The following is an 18,190-nucleotide window of genomic DNA, read 5'->3' on the forward strand; positions in this document are numbered from 1 at the left end:
GCCTCAGGCGGTGTCCGAGGCTGTGTCCGAGGTTGAGCCTGAGGTGGCTGCGCCTGCGCGTACGCGTCGTCGTGCGGTGCGCAAGGCGACGGCCCCCGCGGGTGCGCCGCAGGCCGCCGAGGCCGTCGAGATCGTGGAAGAAGCAGCGCCCGCGGCGAGTGCCGAGCCCGAGGAGGCCGCCCCGGCCGCTGAGCCCGTGGCCGCCGCGCCGCGCGGACGCACCCGGCGCAGGGCTTCGGCTCCGGCCGGTGCACCGCAGCACGGGGAGGCAGCGGCCGAGCCCGCCGCGCCCGCGGCAGCGGAAGAAGCCGTCGGCGAGGCAGCCGAGAACGTCGAGGTCGCGGAGGCCCCGCGCGGACGTCGTCGTGCGGTGCGCAAGGCGACCGCTCCGGCGGGTGCGCCGCAGGCCGCCGAGGACACCCGCGAGAGCGTGCCCGAGGCGGTTGCCAAGGAGCCGGCCGCCGAGCCCGCCGAGGTGGAGGAAGCGGCTCCCCGAGGCCGCCAGCGCCGCCGGGCCACGGCTGCCGCAGGCCGGCCCGAGTTCACCGGCAGGACCGAGGAACCCGTACAGAAGAGCGGTCGCGCGACGCGCCCCGCCGTGGCCGTGTTCCAGGCGCCGGTCTTCGCCGAGCCGATGTTCCAGACCCCGGAGACCGCGGCCGCCGCCGCTGCCGCCTCGCGCCATGAAGAGGTCGAGGAGGAGGTCGAGACGGTCGAGGAGCCGGCCGCCGTCACGGAGGCCCCGGCCGCTGAGGCCGCGCCGCAGGGTGGTTCGCGCCGTCGTCGCCGTCGTCGCGGCGAGGCCGCCGAGCCCGAGCCGGCCGCCGCTGCCGCGGTGGAGGAGCACGCCGAGGAGCCCGAGCCCGAGCACGAGCACGAGCCCGAGCCCGAGGACGAGGGTGAGCACGAGGGCGAGGAGACGGACGAGTACGGGGACCGGCCTTCGCGCCGTCGCCGTCGCGGAGGCCGTCGCCGCCGTCGTGGTGAGCCCAGCGAGGGCGACGAGGCCGCGGAGCAGCACGGCGACGAGGCCGCTGCCGACGAGCATGCCGAAGAGGACCAGGAGGCCGAGGAGGCCGAGGAGGACCACGAGGAGTCCGCCGGCGGATCCAGCAGCAGCCGTCGTCGCCGTCGTCGCCGCCGTCGCAGCGGTGACGTCACGGCCGAGGGTGCCATGGACGACCCGGAGCGCACGGTCGTCAAGGTCCGCGAGCCCCGCAAGAAGGAAGAGCGCGAGCACGGTACGGGCTTCGACGAGGTCCAGTCCATCAAGGGCTCGACCCGCATGGAGGCGAAGAAGCAGCGCCGCCGCGAGGGCCGTGAGCAGGGCCGCCGCCGCGTCCCGATCATCACCGAGGCCGAGTTCCTGGCGCGCCGCGAGGCCGTCGAGCGCGTGATGGTCGTCCGCCAGAACGGCGAACGTACGCAGATCGGTGTCCTTGAGGACAACGTGCTCGTCGAGCACTACGTCAACAAGGAGCAGGCCACCAGCTACGTCGGCAACGTCTACCTGGGCAAGGTGCAGAACGTACTGCCGTCCATGGAGGCGGCCTTCGTGGACATCGGCAAGGGCCGCAACGCCGTCCTGTACGCCGGTGAGGTGAACTTCGAAGCCCTGGGCATGGCCCACGGGCCGCGCCGCATCGAGACCGCGCTGAAGTCCGGCCAGTCCGTCCTCGTCCAGGTGACCAAGGACCCGATCGGTCACAAGGGCGCCCGCCTGACCAGTCAGGTCTCGCTGCCCGGCCGCTACCTGGTCTACGTGCCCGAGGGCTCGATGACCGGCATCAGCCGCAAGCTGCCCGACACCGAGCGGGCCCGGCTGAAGACCATCCTCAAGAAGATCGTTCCCGAGGACGCGGGCGTCATCGTCCGTACCGCGGCGGAGGGTGCCAGCGAGGACGAGCTGCGTCGCGATGTCGAGCGGTTGCAGGAGCAGTGGGAGGACATCCAGAAGAAGTCGAAGAGCACCAGCAGCTCCAACGCGCCGACGCTGCTGTACGGCGAGCCGGACATGACCGTCCGGGTCGTCCGTGACATCTTCAACGAGGACTTCTCCAAGGTCATCGTCAGCGGTGACGACGCGTGGGAGACCATTCACGGTTACGTCTCGCACGTGGCACCCGACCTGACGCACCGCCTGTCGCGGTGGACGTCCGAGGTCGACATCTTCGCGACGTACCGGATCGACGAGCAGCTGATGAAGGCGCTGGACCGGAAGGTCTATCTGCCGAGCGGCGGCTCGCTGGTGATCGACAAGACCGAGGCGATGGTCGTCGTCGACGTCAACACCGGCAAGTTCACCGGGCAGGGCGGCAACCTTGAGGAGACCGTCACCAAGAACAACCTGGAGGCGGCCGAGGAGATCGTGCGTCAGCTGCGGCTGCGCGACCTCGGCGGCATCGTCGTCGTCGACTTCATCGACATGGTGCTGGAGTCCAACCGGGATCTGGTGCTCCGGCGCCTGCTGGAGTGCCTGGGACGCGACCGCACGAAGCACCAGGTCGCCGAGGTCACCTCGCTCGGCCTGGTCCAGATGACCCGCAAGCGGGTGGGCCAGGGCCTGCTGGAGTCCTTCTCCGAGACCTGTGTCCACTGCAACGGGCGCGGTGTGATCGTGCACATGGAGCAGCCGACCTCGGTCGGTGGTGGCGGCAACGGCAAGCGTTCCAAGAAGCGTGGCCGCGGCGGTGCGGGCCAGGACCACGAGCACGAGCACGAGTACGTGTCCGAGGTCGAGACCGAGGCCGAGGTGGCTGCAGAGGTGGCCGCCCCGGTGGCGCTGCCCGAGCCGGAGTTCGTCCCGGACGAGGAGCTGTACAGCAGCGCGGCCGAGGCCGAGGCGGCTGCCACGCGCGGTCGTGGCCGTCGCCGTGCGACCCGCAGGGCGTCGGCCCCGGTGGGTGCCCCGAAGGCCGCGGCGGCCCCGGTGGCCGAGCCGGAGCCGGTCGTGATCGTGGAGCCCGAGCAGGTCGTCGTCGTGGAACCGGTCGTGGAGCCGGAGCCGGCCGCCGAGGCCCCTCAGGGCCGTACGCGCCGTCGTGCGACCCGCAAGGCGACCGCTCCGGCGGGCTCGCCGGCCCCGGCCGAGCCGGTCGAGGCCACGGCCTCGGTGACGGCTCCCGTCGCCGAGGAAGCCCCGGTCGTCGAGGAGGCCCCGGCAGAGGCCCCGCAGCCCGAGGCGGTCCCCGAGGAGGTGGTCCCGGAGGCCGCCCCGCCGCGGGCCCGTCGCCGAGTGACCCGCAAGGTCACCGCCCCCGCGGGCTCGCCCGTGGGCGCGGACGCGGCCGAGGTCGTCGTGGTGACCGGTTCCACCGAGCCGGAGCCCGCCGTCGCACCTGAGCCCGTTGCCGAATCGGCCGAGGCCACTCCGGTCCCGGAGGGCGCGGAAGCGGAGGCGCCGGCGAAGAAGACGGCACGCAAGACGGCGAAGAAGGCCACGGCCAAGAAGGCGGCCACCAAGAAGACGGCTGCCAAGAAGACCGCCGCGAAGAAGACGACGGCCAAGAAGGCGGCAGCGAAGAAGGCGGTCGCCGCGGAGCAGCCGTCGCAGGCGTCGGTCTCGGCCGACACCGGGAGCTGACCGGCAGTCGCACAGCGATGAAGGAGGTGCGGGGCCCGCGCAGGACGAGGGCCCCGCACCTCCTTCGTGCTGGACGGCGGCCTTCCTGCACGCCGGGTGCCGGCCTTCCTGCCGGCGTCGGGGCCGGATGCCCGAGTGCCGGAGGGAAGGCGCCCTCGGGGCGCTGTGACCGCCTCGCAGCGGACCGGCGCCCACCGATCGCCGCGGCGGACGGCGCCGTCCGCAGCGTGCCGTCTGCTGCCGCGGGGAGGGTCGCCACGCCGGTGTCGCCTTGCCGGTGTCGCCACGCCGGTGGGGAGGGGTGCGCCACGTGGTGGAGACAGCGCCTGAGCGTGTGAGGCCCGTCACGGCCGTGGTCGGTATCGGGGCGGTCCGGCGGGGCGTGGCCCCTGTCGGGGGCGACCCGGTTTGACCCTCTGAGGGGCGGCCCCGTAACCTTGCCCCTCGGCGTGTTTCCCATGCGCGCCCACCCCCTGAGCACATTCCTCCCGGTGGACTCGTCCGTCAGGAGAGGCCGCTCATCCTTCCGGATCGTCGCGGGCCCCGGCCCGTGCGGGCGGCTGGCATCAGGGGATCCGTTCCGAGCGAGAGAGAGATCCGCGTGTACGCCATCGTGCGCAGCGGTGGCCGCCAGCACAAGGTTGCTGTCGGTGACATCGTTGAGGTTGACAAGATTTCCACTGCCCAGGTTGGCGACACGGTCGAGCTCTCGACCCTGCTCGTGGTCGACGGCGACGCCGTGACCAGCGACCCGTGGGTGCTGGCCGGGATCAAGGTCCAGGCCGAGGTCGTGGACCACCACAAGGGCGCGAAGATCGACATCCTTCGCTACAAGAACAAGACCGGCTACCGCCGTCGCCAGGGTCACCGTCAGCAGTACACGGCGATCAAGGTCACCGGTATCCCCGCGGCTGCGAAGTAAGGGACTGAGGAGACATGGCACACAAGAAGGGCGCATCGTCCACCCGGAACGGGCGCGATTCCAATGCTCAGCGGCTCGGCGTGAAGCGCTTCGGCGGTCAGGCCGTCAACGCCGGTGAGATCCTGGTCCGCCAGCGCGGCACCCACTTCCACCCGGGCACGGGCGTCGGCCGTGGCGGCGACGACACGCTGTTCGCACTCGCCGCCGGTGCGGTCGAGTTCGGCACGCACCGTGGCCGCAAGGTCGTGAACATCGTTCCGATCGCCGGCTGATTTTCGGCGCTCGTCGAGCGGTTTCTGCGGAGGCGGACCTCACTTCCCGTACGGGAAGCGGGTCCGCCTTTCGCGTGTTTCTCCCATGAGAGACAGCTTTCTCCCTGTGCGGGGACGGCGCGAGTGAGACATTTCTGCATGCATGTAACTGGAGGATCCCACCATGACCACCTTCGTGGACCGCGTCGAACTGCACGTCGCCGCGGGTAACGGAGGCCACGGCTGCGCCTCCGTACACCGTGAGAAGTTCAAGCCGCTCGGCGGTCCGGACGGCGGCAACGGCGGCCGTGGCGGCGATGTGACCCTGGTCGTCGACCAGTCCGTCACCACGCTCCTCGACTATCACCACAGCCCCCACCGCAAGGCCACCAACGGTCAGCCCGGCGCGGGCGACAACCGTTCCGGCAAGGACGGACAGGACCTGGTCCTGCCCGTGCCCGACGGCACGGTCGTGCTCGACAGGAACGGCGAGGTGCTGGCCGACCTCGTGGGCCAGGGCACCACCTTCGTCGCGGGGCAGGGCGGCCGCGGCGGCCTCGGCAACGCCGCGCTGGCCTCCGCCCGGCGCAAGGCCCCCGGTTTCGCGCTGCTCGGTGAGCCCGGAGAGGCCCGGGACATCGTCCTGGAGCTGAAGACCGTCGCCGATGTCGCGCTGGTGGGCTACCCCAGCGCCGGCAAGTCCTCGCTGATCTCCGTCCTGTCGGCGGCCAAGCCGAAGATCGCCGACTACCCCTTCACGACTCTCGTCCCGAACCTCGGCGTGGTCACCGCGGGCAGCACCGTCTACACCATCGCCGACGTGCCCGGGCTGATCCCGGGTGCCAGCCAGGGCCGGGGTCTCGGCCTGGAGTTCCTGCGGCACGTGGAGCGCTGCTCGGTGCTCGTGCACGTGCTGGACACCGCGACGCTGGAGTCCGACCGTGACCCCGTCTCCGACCTCGACATGATCGAGGAGGAGCTGAAGCAGTACGGCGGTCTGGAGAACCGGCCCCGCATCGTCGTCCTCAACAAGGTCGACATCCCCGACGGCCAGGACCTCGCCGACATGATCCGCCCGGACCTGGAGTCGCGGGGCTACCGCGTCTTCGAGGCGTCCGCCGTCGCCCGTACCGGCCTGAAGGAGCTCTCCTTCGCGCTCGCGGGCATCGTCGCCGAGGCGCGCGCGGCCAAGCCCGTGGAGGTGGCGACCCGTATCGTCATCCGTCCGAAGGCCGTCGACGACGCGGGCTTCACCGTCACCAGGGAAGAGGACAGCCTCTTCCGGGTGCGCGGCGAGAAGCCGGAGCGCTGGGTGCGGCAGACCGACTTCAGCAACGACGAGGCCGTCGGCTACCTCGCGGACCGTCTCAACCGACTCGGTGTCGAGGGCGAGCTGATGAAGGCGGGCGCCCGCGCGGGCGACGGCGTGGCCATCGGCGCCGAGGACAACGCCGTGGTCTTCGACTGGGAGCCGACCATGGCGGCAGGCGCGGAGATGCTCGGTCGACGTGGTGAGGACCACCGCTTCGACGCGCCGCGCCCGGCGGCCCAGCGCCGTCGTGACCGAGATGCCGAACGCGACGAGGCGCAGCGCGAGTTCGACGACTTCAACCCGTTCTAGGGCCGGACAGCGGTGCCGGACGGGCTTGCTCCGCACGCCTGTCCGGCACCGGTGCGCGCTCTTCGCGCCGTGAAACCGGTGGCAGTGCGTGTTTTCGCGCCGCGCGACCGGTGGCAGTGCGTGTTTTCGCGCCGGGCGACCGATGGCCGGGTGCGATCTTGCACCGTGTGACCGGTGCAACCGAATACGCTCAAGGGTGATTCATGCCGCTCAATCGTGTGGTGTCGGTCACCTGGTGGGGGAGAGTCAATTCCGGTATACGCCCTGATCGCAGGGCAACAGAAGGTTTCGATACGGTGTGCGGTGGCCGACGTCCGCCTTGCGAGACGGAAACGGAGAGTGCAACCATCGCTGTATCTTCCACCCCCAAGGTAGGTCGTCCGTGTCTGCTCAGCACATAGCCAAAGCCCGAACCACAGCAGTCGTGCTCGCCGGCGGTACCGGCCAGCGCGTGGGTCTGTCCATCCCCAAGCAGCTGCTGAAGATCGCAGGCAAGGCTGTCATCGAGCACACGCTGTCGATCTTCCAGCAGGCCGACTCCATCGACGACGTCATCGTCCTGATGGCTCCGGGCTACGTGCCCGACGTGGAGAAGATCGTCGCCAAGGCCGGATTCACCAAGGTCACCCAGGTGATCGAGGGCGGCTCCACCCGTAACGAGACCACCGAGCGCGCCATCGCGGCCCTCGGTGAGGGCCTGGCCGAGGGAGAGGACCGCAACGTCCTGTTCCACGACGCCGTGCGCCCCCTGCTCTCGCAGCGCGTCATCCAGGACTGCGTCGACGCCCTGTACCGCTACCAGGCGGTCGACGTCGCCATCCCCTCCGCGGACACGATCATCGTGACCCGTACCCACGGCGGCGACGGCGAGTTCATCACCGACGTGCCCGACCGCTCCCGGCTGCGCCGCGGTCAGACGCCGCAGGCCTTCAAGCTCTCCACGATCCGCCGGGCCTACGAGGTCGCCGCGGAGGACCCGAACTTCCAGGCCACCGACGACTGCTCGGTCGTCCTGAAGTACCTCCCCGACGTGCCGATCTACGTGGTCGAGGGCGACGAGTACAACATGAAGGTCACCCAGCCGGTCGACGTCTTCATCGCGGACAAGCTCTTCCAGCTGGCCTCCACGGCCGTCCCGCGCCCGACCGACGAAGCCGCCTACCGTGAGCTGCTCACCGGCAAGACCCTCGTCGTCTTCGGCGGCTCGTACGGCATCGGTGCGGACATCGCGACGCTCGCCGAGTCCTACGGTGCCACCGTCTACGCCCTGGGCCGCTCCACCACCGGAACGCACGTGGAGAACCCGGAGCACATCGACGACGCGCTCTCCAAGGCCTACGCGGACACCGGCCGCGTCGACTACGTGATCAACACCGCGGGCGTGCTCCGCATCGGCAAGCTGGCCGAGACGGACAGCGCGACCATCCAGGAAGCGCTGAACGTCAACTACCTGGCCCCGGTGCAGATCGCCCGCGCCTCGTACAAGTACCTCGCGGAGACCAAGGGGCAGCTGCTGCTCTACACCTCCAGCAGCTACACCCGGGGCCGCGCGGAGTACAGCCTCTACTCGTCGACCAAGGCCGCCATGGTGAATCTCACCCAGGCGTTGTCGGACGAGTGGGCGGCCGACGGAGTCCGGGTGAACTGCGTGAACCCGGAGCGCACCGCGACCCCGATGCGTACCAAGGCGTTCGGCGAGGAGCCCGCAGGCACGCTGCTCTCCTCCGAGGCGGTGGCCAGGACATCCCTCGACGTCCTGCTCTCCGGGATGACCGGCCATGTCATCGACGTACGCCAGCAGGACCCGACCCGCGGCGCCTCCGAGGCGTCGGACTTCGAGCAGGCTCTGGCGGCTGTCCTCGACCGACAGGCCGATGTGTAATACTGCTTGACAATCGACTATTCGGACCCCTGTGGACGCCGTGTGCGAACCACAGGGGTCCGAATTCGTGGAGTTCTGCCTTCACATTTTCCCCGCAAGGTAATCAGTCGGCGTCCTCGGGAGCGGTACTTCGTGATTTCGAAAGCCATTCGCATGGCTCGAGTGGGCAGTGGTTCCGAGCTGGCCGCCGCTCTCCTCATGGCCCTGGGGTTCCCGTGCATAATGCTCGCGGCCATAATCCCCAACCTCTGGTTCTTCGCAGGCGCTGCCGTCGTGACCTACGTGGCCGACCAGTATCTGCACCACTGCGGGAGCTATCTGGTCAACCGGCTCGCCGCTGTCCGCGCGGGGCTTTCGATCCGTTTCCTGGTCCGTCAGCTGCTGCTGATCCTGCTGCTCTCCCGCATGGGGTACGGAGAGCAGACGCTGTTCTACGTGACGGTCGCCTGCCTGCTGGCCTTCTACGGACTCCAGGCGCCCCAGAGCGCGATGGTCACCCTCATCCGGCTGCGCCGCAAGCTGCCGGTGGTCACCCGCAACATCGACCTGAAGACGGTGCGGATAGGGGACGCCCCGCCGCAGGGCCTGATGAACAGGCCTGCGGAGAAGATGCTGCACCTGGACATCTTCTCGATGGTGGGTGTGCTGATCGCGGTCGAGACCGGCAGGTACGCCATCGCCTACGCCGGACTCGGTCTCACGCTCGTCCTCGCGTTCGGTTACCTGGCGGCGCTTCTGCCGTACGTCCGGCCGAGCCGGCTCGTACCGCCGGACGCCAAGGTCCTCAAGGCGGTCGACGACTGGCTGGCCGAGTACCGGCCGACCGTGATGCTGTACTTCTCCGGCTCCAAGGACTCGGCCTACCAGGTCAACATGTGGCTGGAGACCATGGCCCAGCTCGGTGGGCGGCCGCTGATCTTCCTGCGTGAGCGCAACATCGTTCCGCAGCTCGCCACGACGTCGGTGCCGGTGCTCTGTGTGCCCGGCGGCGTGCACCTGATGAATCTGGATCTCTCGACGGTGCGGGTGGCGTTCTACGCCGCCAACGTCGGCAAGAACATCCACCTGCTCCGGGTGCCGACGATGAAGCACGTCTTCATCGGCCACGGCGACAGCGACAAGATCGCCAGCGTCAACCCTTACAGCAAGGTCTACGACGAGGTGTGGACCGCGGGCCGGGCCGGCCGGGACCGTTACGCCCTGGCCGACGTCGGTGTGCGCGACGAGGACATCGTCGAGGTGGGCCGCCCGCAGCTGGCCTCCATCCAGTCGTGGACCGGCACGCCGAAGAACCCGATCCCGACCGTGCTGTACGCCCCGACGTGGGAGGGCTGGGACGACAACCCCGGCAACACCTCGCTGCTGCTGGCCGGCGAGAACATCGTCAAGCGGCTGCTGAACGCGGAGAAGCCGATCCGGCTGCTGTACAAGCCGCATCCCTTCACCGGCACGCGCAGCGCCAAGGCCCTGGCCGCGCACCTGCGCATCACCGCGATGATCGAGCAGGCCGCGGCCCAGCGGGTCACCGACCCCCGCTGGGCAAAGGAGTCGGCCGCGCTGCAGGGCGAGCAGGCCGAGGCCCGGGCCGAGCTGGCCCGTATCGAGGCACGTCTGGCCGAACTCTCCAGCGGCGGCCGTACCGCCCGGGACGAGGCGGAGCTCTCGCGCGACTCGCTGGCCGACCCCGCGCGCGAGGCCGAGACCGCGAGGCTCAAGGACGAGTGGAACACCGCGGCCTGGCGTGCGCAGGGCTGGTGGGAGCACCGGGTCATCACCGGTTCCCAGATGCGGCTGTACGACTGTTTCAACGAGTCCGACGCCATGGTCTCGGACATCTCCAGCGTGGTGTCGGACTTCATCGCGAGCGGCAAGCCGTACGCGGTCGCCGACTCCGCCGCACTGGGCGAGGACGAGTTCCGCCGGCAGAACACCGCGGTACGTGCCGCGGTGATCCTCTCCAACGCGGCCACCGAGCTGGACACCCTGCTCGACGCGGTGACGGACCCCGGCACCGACACGCTGGCGGAGGCCCGGCAGGAGCTGAAGCGGTACCTCCTCGGCCCGGACGAGCCCACGTCCCTCATGCAGTTCGACGCGGCCGTGAAGGCGCTCGCGGCCAAGTCCGAGGCGCGCAACACCGGAGTGGCGAAGAGCCTCGGTGAGCCCGTGGGCGGCTGACGCCACGCGCCGTACACGATCGAGCTGGGCCCGGCACACCCCTCAGCGGGGCGTGCCGGGCCTTTGTGATGAGGGTCACCACGGACATCGGGGCGCCGGGACAACCAACGGAGCGATCCGGCTGTCTTGTGTTTGTGTGAACGAGACGCAAATTCCTGACGTAACCGTGGTTATCGGCGCGTATGAGGCGATGCCCTATCTCGTCCGTTGTCTCGAATCGGTGGAGGCGCAGACTCTCGGCGCCGACCGGATCGAAATTGTCGCGGTCGACGACGGCTCCACCGACGGCACGGGTGAGTACCTGGAGGATTTCGCAGCCCGCTCCCGGATTCCGACCCGGGTGATCAGACAGAAGAATTCCGGCGGCCCCAGTGGCCCGCGCAATGTGGGTCTCGACAGGGCACGCGGCCGCTATGTGTTCTTCCTGGACGCCGACGACTACTTCGGGGACGAGGCCCTGGAGCGCATGGTGACCATGGCCGACCGGGCCGGCACCGATGTGGTCCTCGGCAAGGTGGTCGGTGTGAACCGGGGCGCACCGAAGTCGATGTGGAAGGCGACCAAGGAACGCGTCGACGTCTACAACTCCAAGGTCATTTACACGCTGAGCGCGCAGAAGCTCTTCCGGCGCGCTCTGCTGGAACGTCTCTCCTTGAGATTCGACGAGAATCTCAAAACCGGTGAGGATGCCCTCTTCACCATGGAGGCGTATCTGCGCGGTGCCGGGATATCCGTGATCTCCGACTATGTGTGCTACTACCTGGTGGGTCGTGACGACGGAAAGCACGTCACGAAGAGCGGCGGCTATGAATGGCGCTTCGATTCCATGCGCGCCATGATGGCGCTCATCCACCGCATCGAGCCCGCCGGGCCGAAGCGGGACTTCCTGATGGTCCGCCCCTTCACGGTCGGGATGCTGCAGCAGTTCGGCCCCGTGTTATTGAAGGATTCGGAGGACGTCCGGCGGCACAAGATGGAACTCGCGGCGCCGCTGATGGACGCCTACTGGGACGACGGAGTGGCACGGCTGATCAAGGTGGCTGAGCGGCTGCGGCTCACATGGGTGGCGCGGGGGCGCACGGATCAGCTGATCGATCTCCTGCTGTATCTCCGGGCGAAGACGGTCCCGGATGTGATCGCATCGCGCGAGGGTGACAAGCTCTACCTCGCATACCCGCACTTCCGCGACAAGTCGGCCGGCCTGGCCGACTCCGACTACGAAGTCACCGTGCCCGAGTGGCGCGAGGGCAAGCGCCTGGAACAGCCGAAGGCCGCTGCCCCCAGGGCCTCGCTGTCCCGGCGTGTGGCACGCAGGATGCGCCGTGACGTACGTCGCTGGAGGGCCCGGAGGAACGCGGAGTAGCGGCCGCTCCCACACCGTCCGGATCGTCTGTTCGGCCGGTATGCCCGGAAACTCAGTAAAATTCGTTCGGACGTCGCACTCCCGCGGCGGGACCGACATCTCACTCTGGGGACTCGTCACGTGAAGGCTCTCGTACTATCCGGAGGGGCCGGCACCCGCCTGCGTCCCATCACCCACACCTCCGCCAAACAACTGGTGCCGGTGGCCAACAAGCCCGTGCTCTTCTACGGCCTGGAAGCCATCGCGGAAGCCGGGATCACCGATGTCGGCATCATCGTGGGCGACACCGCCCAGGAGATCCGCGAGGCGGTCGGCGACGGTTCCCGGCTCGGCATCGAGGTCACGTACATCCCGCAGGACGAGCCGCTCGGCCTCGCCCACGCGGTGCTGATCGCCCGTGACTTCCTCGGGGACGACGACTTCGTCATGTACCTCGGTGACAACTTCATCGTCGGCGGGATCACCGGTCTGGTGGAGGAGTTCCGCTCGGACCGGCCCGATGCGCAGATCCTGCTGACCCAGGTGCCGAACCCGACCTCCTTCGGCGTCGCGGAACTCGACGCCGAAGGCCGGGTGGCGTCCCTGGAGGAGAAGCCGAAGAAGCCCAAGAGCGATCTGGCACTCGTCGGTGTCTACCTCTTCACCCCCGCCATCCACGAGGCCGTCCGTGCGATCGAGCCCTCCTGGCGCGGCGAGCTGGAGATCACCCACGCCATCCAGTGGCTGATCGACCAGCGGCGGGACGTGCGCTCCACCACGATCCGCGGGTACTGGAAGGACACCGGCAACGTCACCGACATGCTGGAGGTCAACCGGACCGTCCTGGAGACCGTCGAGCCGTACCACGACGAGGCCGAGGTCGACGAGACCAGTGAGATCATCGGCAGGGTGCGGATCGAGGCGGGTGCGAAGGTCAGCGGCAGCCGCATCGTCGGTCCCGTGATCATCGGTGCCGGGTCGGTGATCAGCGGCGCGTACGTCGGACCGTTCACCTCGATCTCGGAGGACTGCCGGATCGAGGACAGCGAGATCGAGTACTCCATCGTTCTGCGCGGCGCCTCCATCGCCGGTGTCCGCCGTGTCGAGGCGTCGCTCATCGGCCGTGACGTCGAGGTGACCCCCGCGCCCCGTTCCCCCTCCGCCCACCGACTCGTACTCGGCGACCACAGCAAGGTGCAGATCTCCTCATGACCATCAACATCCTGGTGACCGGCGGCGCCGGCTTCATCGGTTCGCACTACGTCCGTACGGTGCTCGGCCCCGAGGGCCCCGGCGACATCGCCGTCACCGTGCTCGACAAGCTCACCTACGCGGGCAACCCGGCCAACCTCGACGAGGTGCGCGACCACCCCGGTTTCAGGTTCGTGCAGGGCGACATCTGCGACGCCGAGCTGGTCTCCAAGCTGATGGCGGAGCACGACCAGGTGGTGCACTTCGCCGCAGAGTCCCACGTGGACCGTTCCATCGACGGCGGCGCCGAATTCGTCGGTACGAACGTCGTGGGCACCCACACCCTGATCCACGCGGCGCACCTGGCAGGCATCAAGACCTTCGTGCACATCTCCACCGACGAGGTCTACGGCTCCATCGACGAGGGCTCCTGGCCCGAGACCGACCCGCTCGCGCCCAACTCGCCGTACTCCGCGGCCAAGGCGTCCAGCGACCTGATCGCGCTCTCGTACCACCGCACCCACGGCCTCGACGTGCGGGTGACCCGCTGCTCCAACAACTACGGGCACCACCACTTCCCCGAGAAGGTCATCCCGCTGTTCGTCACCAACCTGCTGGACGGCAAGAAGGTCCCGCTGTACGGCGACGGCGCCAACGTCCGGGACTGGCTGCACATCGACGACCACGTCCAGGGCATCGAACTGGTGCGTACGAAGGGCCGGGCCGGAGAGGTCTACAACATCGGCGGCGGCACGGAGCTCTCCAACAAGGAGCTCACCGGCCTGCTCCTCGACGCCTGCGGGGCGGACTGGGACACCAGCGTCACCTATGTCGAGGACCGCAAGGGCCACGACCGCCGCTACTCGGTGGACTGCGCCAAGATCCGTGAGGAGCTCGGCTACGAGCCCCGCAAGGACTTCCGCACCGGCCTGGCGGAGACCGTGCAGTGGTATCGCGACAACCGCGCCTGGTGGGAGCCGCTGAAGGACCGGGCCGCGCTCTGACCCCGGGCAGAGGCGGGGCGGGCATGGGTCTGTCCCTCCTTGGGCCGACTTCCAAAACCGGGCTCCGGCGGAGCCGGCCCGGTGCGACAGAGAACGGAACCACATGAGTGACGGCTGGCTGATCACCGGAGCGGGCGGAATGCTCGGTCAGGACCTTCTCGCACGTCTTGCCGGTGACGGCGTGACGGCGGTCGGTCCGGACCACCGGACACTGGACATCACGGACGCGGCCGCCGTGCGCGCCGCGCTGGCCGAGCACCGGCCGGCCGTGGTGGTCAACTGCGCGGCCTGGACCGCGGTGGACGACGCGGAGTCCCGTGAGGGCGAGGCGCTGCGGATCAACGGCGAGGGCCCGTTGCGCCTGGCGGAGGCCTGCGCGGAGTACGGCGCGATCCTGCTGCACGTCTCGACCGACTACGTCTTCGCGGGGGACGCCACGTCCCCGTACCCGGAGGGGGCGCCGACCGGGCCGCGCAGCGCCTACGGCCGCACCAAGCTGGCCGGTGAGCGAGCGGTCCTGGAAACCCTGCCGGAAACCGGCTACGTCGTGCGTACCGCCTGGCTGTACGGCGCGGGCGGTGGCAACTTCGTCCGTACGATGATCAAGCTGGAAGGCATCAAGGACACCCTCGACGTCGTCGACGACCAGCGCGGTCAGCCCACCTGGACCGTCGATCTGGCCGACCTGCTGGTGCGGCTGGGCCACGGAGCCCTCGCCGGCACCGCCCCGGCGGGTGCGTACCACGGGACGAGCAGTGGCGAGACGACATGGTTCGGTTTCACCCAGGAGATTTTCCGGCTTCTGGGAGCGGACCCCGAACGGGTGAGGCCCACCACCAGCGAGGCGTTCGTCCGCCCCGCGCCGCGTCCCGCGTACAGCGTGCTGGGCCATGAGCGCTGGGCCCGGGCCGGGATCGCCCCGGCAAGGCCCTGGCAGGAAGCGCTCGCCGAAGCGTTCCCGTCCCTGGTCCGGGCGGAGCGCGGCTGAGCGCCGCCCCGTCGTCCCCGGTCGCAGCCCCGGCACCTCGCCGTGCTGTCGGGACGTTCCGGTACACGGGGTTTGCGGACGTCCCTTCGCCGTGTGACGCACCGCACCCCGCACCGGGGCGATCCGCGGGCTGTCCGCGGGCTGTCCGCGCAGGGCCGGCAGAATACCCGCGCGAGGTACGGGTATGCGGTGAGTTCCGTGTCGGTCTCGGCCATTTCGTTTACGAACCGGCCGCCGGACGACTAACTTCGCTGGGAATGGAGCCCGTTGATTCCCAGTGAAGGACCGTCACGTGCATCGCCATGAATTTCTGCGCCACCTGCACCGCGTCTTGAAGCCCCGGAACTACCTTGAGATCGGGGTCAACGACGGTCGCAGCCTGACGCTGTCCCGGGTGCCGTCCGTCGCCGTCGATCCGGCGTTCAAGGTGGTGACGGAGCTCAGCTGCGACGCCCACCTGGTCCGGGCGACCAGCGACGACTTCTTCGCCCGCAAGGACCCGCTGCTGCACCTGCGCAACGGGCGGAACCCCTTCCGCGCCCTGGCCCGCAAGGATCCGCTGAATGTCTTCGGCGGCGACCCCAAGCTGGAGCTGTCGTTCATCGACGGCATGCACCTTTTCGAGTTCGCCCTGCGCGACTTCATGAACGTCGAGCGTCACGCGCGCTGGTCGAGCGTCGTCGTGCTCGACGACATGCTGCCGCGCAGCGTCGACGAGGCCGCCCGCGACCGGCACACCAATGCCTGGACGGGCGACGTCTACAAGGTGGCGACCGTGCTGCGGCGTTTCCGCCCCGACCTGACCGTGGTCGAGGTCGACACCCAGCCCACGGGCGTCGTGCTGATCTTCGGTGCCGACCCGGACAGCAGGGTGCTGAAGAACGCGTACGACGAGATCATCGCGGAATACGTCGTGCCCGACCCGCAGGCCGTCCCCGACGAGCTGCTGGTGCGCAAGAACGCCGTACAGCCCGAGGCGCTGCTCGAAGCCGCCTTCTGGTCCTCGCTCGTCCGCGCCCGCAATCTGCGCCGTCCGCGCTCCGCCTACGCGCCGCTGCGCCGCCAGATCGAGGCGCTGACCGGCTGAGTCGCAGGCACCGGCAGGGGAGGGGCGGCCCGGAACCACCTCGGGCCGCCTCCGGTGGTGCCTTGGGATAATCTGACGCGCACGTGTTCCCGAGGCGATGAGACGCCGGGGCCTTTCCTCACTTTTGGGGCTAGCTGCATGTCCGTCAAGGTCAGCGTCGTCATCCCGGTGTACAACCCGGGTGAGTACATCGAGGACTGCATCTCCTCGCTCCTGCGGCAGAGCCTGCCGGACGACGAGTACGAGGCCATCTTCGTCGACGACGGCTCCACCGACGCCACTCCGGCACGGCTGGACGAGATCGCCGCAGCGTACCCGAACGTGCACGTCATCCACCAGGAGTCCTCGGGCTGGTCGGGAAAGCCCCGCAACGTCGGCACCGACGCGGCCCGGGGCGAGTTCGTCATGTACGTCGACAACGACGACTGGCTGGGCGACGAGGCGCTGGAGCGCATGTACAACTACGGCGTCGCGAACGAGGCCGACGTCATCATCGGCAAGATGGCCGGCAAGGGCCGTCCGGTGCCGGTGGAGCTCTTCCGGACGAACCGCCCGCGCGCCCACGTCTCCGATGCGCCGCTCATGGACAGCCTCACGCCGCACAAGATGTTCCGCAAGGAATTCCTGCAGAGCAAGGGAATCCGCTTCCGCGAGGGCCGGCGGCGCCTGGAGGACCATGTCTTCGTGGTCGAGACCTACCTCCGCGCCTCCAACGTCTCGGTCCTCAGCGACTACTTGTGCTACTACCACATCAAGCGTGAGGACGCCTCGAACGCCGGTTTCCAGCGCTTCGACCCGGTCGGCTACTACAAGAACCTCCGGGAAGCCCTCGACATCGTCGAGCAGTACACGGAGCCCGGCAGGCTCCGGGACAGCATGTACCGACGCTGGCTGCGCAACGAGATGGTCGAACGCCTCCGCGGCAAGCGTCTGTTGCAGTTGCCGGAGGACTACCGGCAGGAGCTGTACACCGAGATCCGGGGTGTCGTCACCGAACGGTTCGGTCCCGGTGTCGCGGCGGGGATGCAGCCCACCCAGCAGATCGTCGCCGCGCTCGTCGTGGACGACCGCCTCGCCGACATCGAGGAACTGGCCCGCTGGGAGTCCGGGATCAAGCCCACCGGCCACCTGGAGTCCCTGACGTGGGACGGTGGGGTGCTCAGGGTCGGTTTCACCGCCGAGTACCAGGCCGACGACGAACCGATGACGTTCCGGACCGAGGGTGACAAGGCGCTGCTGAACCCCCCGCTGGCACAGGGCACCCTGGACGCCGTGGCCGGTCTCGGCGTCAGCACGGTCGCGACCGTCGACGCGTCCAAGGTCGACCTGGTCGTACGGGAACGCTCCACTGCCGCGGAGTTCTTCCAGCCGGTCGACTTCACGCGCGAGCGGATCTCCTCCGACGACGGGACGACGTTCCGGCTGGTGCTCCGGGCCGAGGCGACGATCAACCCCGAGACCGCGGCCAACGGCGCACCGCTCGGCGACGGCATCTGGGACATCCTGATCCGGATCAGCGCGTGCGGCTGGACCAAGGAGGTCCGCCTCGGATCGTCCCGTGCCGAGGAGATCGAGAGCGGTCGGCGCGGTGCCCTGAGCGGCGAGCCCCGACGGCTGGTCCTGCCGTACTGGACCGAGCCGTACGGCAATCTCTCCCTCGACGTGGACCTTGCCACCAGCCGGTTCGACCGGGACCTCAAGAGCCTCACCCCACAGGACGTGATCCTGGACGACGCCAGGATCGAACTGCCCGTCCCCGTCGCCATGAACGGTGCTTCCGGCACCGAGAGCGCCGCGCTGCGCTTCAAGGCCCTGTCGGGCAGCGGCCAGGCGGAATCCGCCGCGACTCTCGCACCGGGCGCCGCCGGAGCCGTGCTCCGCGCACCGCTTCCGGAGGGGCTGGGCACCGGGCACTTCTGGAGCGTCGAGTTCGGCCTGCCGTCCGCCAGACGTGGCACGTTCCGCTGGGCCAAGCTTCCGGTCGCCCTCGACGGATCGGTGTCCGTGACCACGGCCGACGCGGCGGCCAAGGCGGTCAAGGACGCCAAGGCGGCCAAGAAGTCCGCCGGGTCCGCACCGAAGAGGTCTTTGGCGCGGCGTGTGGCAGGCCGCATCAAGCGGGCCCTGGCCAGGTAGCCTCC

Annotated in this window: 12 protein-coding genes; all 12 read left to right on the forward strand. The window is 69.3% G+C overall.

What is annotated here, in order from left to right; translation table 11 throughout:
* Positions 1 to 3,583 (forward strand): Rne/Rng family ribonuclease (locus ACFVUT_RS11280; protein WP_389645456.1); only part of this gene is annotated, 3,583 nt, incomplete at its 5' end.
* A gap of 601 nt (positions 3,584 to 4,184) precedes the next feature.
* Positions 4,185 to 4,505, forward strand: a complete 321-nt coding sequence (rplU, locus tag ACFVUT_RS11285) for a 50S ribosomal protein L21 (protein WP_030921216.1) — start codon at positions 4,185 to 4,187, stop codon at positions 4,503 to 4,505.
* Positions 4,506 to 4,519: 14 nt separating this feature from the next.
* A complete protein-coding gene (gene rpmA / locus ACFVUT_RS11290) occupies positions 4,520 to 4,777 on the forward strand; it encodes a 50S ribosomal protein L27 (protein ID WP_018103204.1) in 258 nt (85 codons plus the stop codon).
* Positions 4,778 to 4,940: 163 nt separating this feature from the next.
* A complete protein-coding gene (gene obgE / locus ACFVUT_RS11295; protein ID WP_389645460.1) occupies positions 4,941 to 6,377 on the forward strand; it encodes a GTPase ObgE in 1,437 nt (478 codons plus the stop codon).
* Positions 6,378 to 6,759: 382 nt separating this feature from the next.
* On the forward strand, positions 6,760 to 8,259 hold the full coding sequence (locus ACFVUT_RS11300; protein ID WP_389645462.1) for a D-ribitol-5-phosphate cytidylyltransferase: 1,500 nt from the start codon (positions 6,760 to 6,762) through the stop codon (positions 8,257 to 8,259).
* A gap of 153 nt (positions 8,260 to 8,412) precedes the next feature.
* Positions 8,413 to 10,437, forward strand: coding sequence for a hypothetical protein (locus ACFVUT_RS11305; protein WP_389645465.1), 2,025 nt, complete (start codon positions 8,413 to 8,415; stop codon positions 10,435 to 10,437).
* A gap of 136 nt (positions 10,438 to 10,573) precedes the next feature.
* Positions 10,574 to 11,800, forward strand: coding sequence for a glycosyltransferase family 2 protein (locus tag ACFVUT_RS11310; protein WP_389645468.1), 1,227 nt, complete (start codon positions 10,574 to 10,576; stop codon positions 11,798 to 11,800).
* Positions 11,801 to 11,920: 120 nt separating this feature from the next.
* Complete coding sequence (locus ACFVUT_RS11315; protein WP_389645471.1) at positions 11,921 to 12,991, forward strand: glucose-1-phosphate thymidylyltransferase; 1,071 nt, start codon at positions 11,921 to 11,923, stop codon at positions 12,989 to 12,991.
* A complete protein-coding gene (rfbB, locus tag ACFVUT_RS11320; RefSeq protein WP_389645474.1) occupies positions 12,988 to 13,974 on the forward strand; it encodes a dTDP-glucose 4,6-dehydratase in 987 nt (328 codons plus the stop codon). Before ACFVUT_RS11315 ends, rfbB begins: the two co-directional genes overlap by 4 nt.
* A gap of 103 nt (positions 13,975 to 14,077) precedes the next feature.
* Complete coding sequence (gene rfbD / locus ACFVUT_RS11325) at positions 14,078 to 14,962, forward strand: dTDP-4-dehydrorhamnose reductase (protein WP_389645477.1); 885 nt, start codon at positions 14,078 to 14,080, stop codon at positions 14,960 to 14,962.
* Between the two features lie 292 nt (positions 14,963 to 15,254).
* Positions 15,255 to 16,049, forward strand: a complete 795-nt coding sequence (locus ACFVUT_RS11330; protein ID WP_389645480.1) for a class I SAM-dependent methyltransferase — start codon at positions 15,255 to 15,257, stop codon at positions 16,047 to 16,049.
* Between the two features lie 138 nt (positions 16,050 to 16,187).
* Positions 16,188 to 18,185, forward strand: a complete 1,998-nt coding sequence (locus ACFVUT_RS11335) for a glycosyltransferase family 2 protein (protein ID WP_389645483.1) — start codon at positions 16,188 to 16,190, stop codon at positions 18,183 to 18,185.
* Positions 18,186 to 18,190: the final 5 nt, after the last annotated feature.

It is taken from the genome of Streptomyces sp. NPDC058051 (assembly GCF_042885475.1).
Classification (GTDB): domain Bacteria; phylum Actinomycetota; class Actinomycetes; order Streptomycetales; family Streptomycetaceae; genus Streptomyces.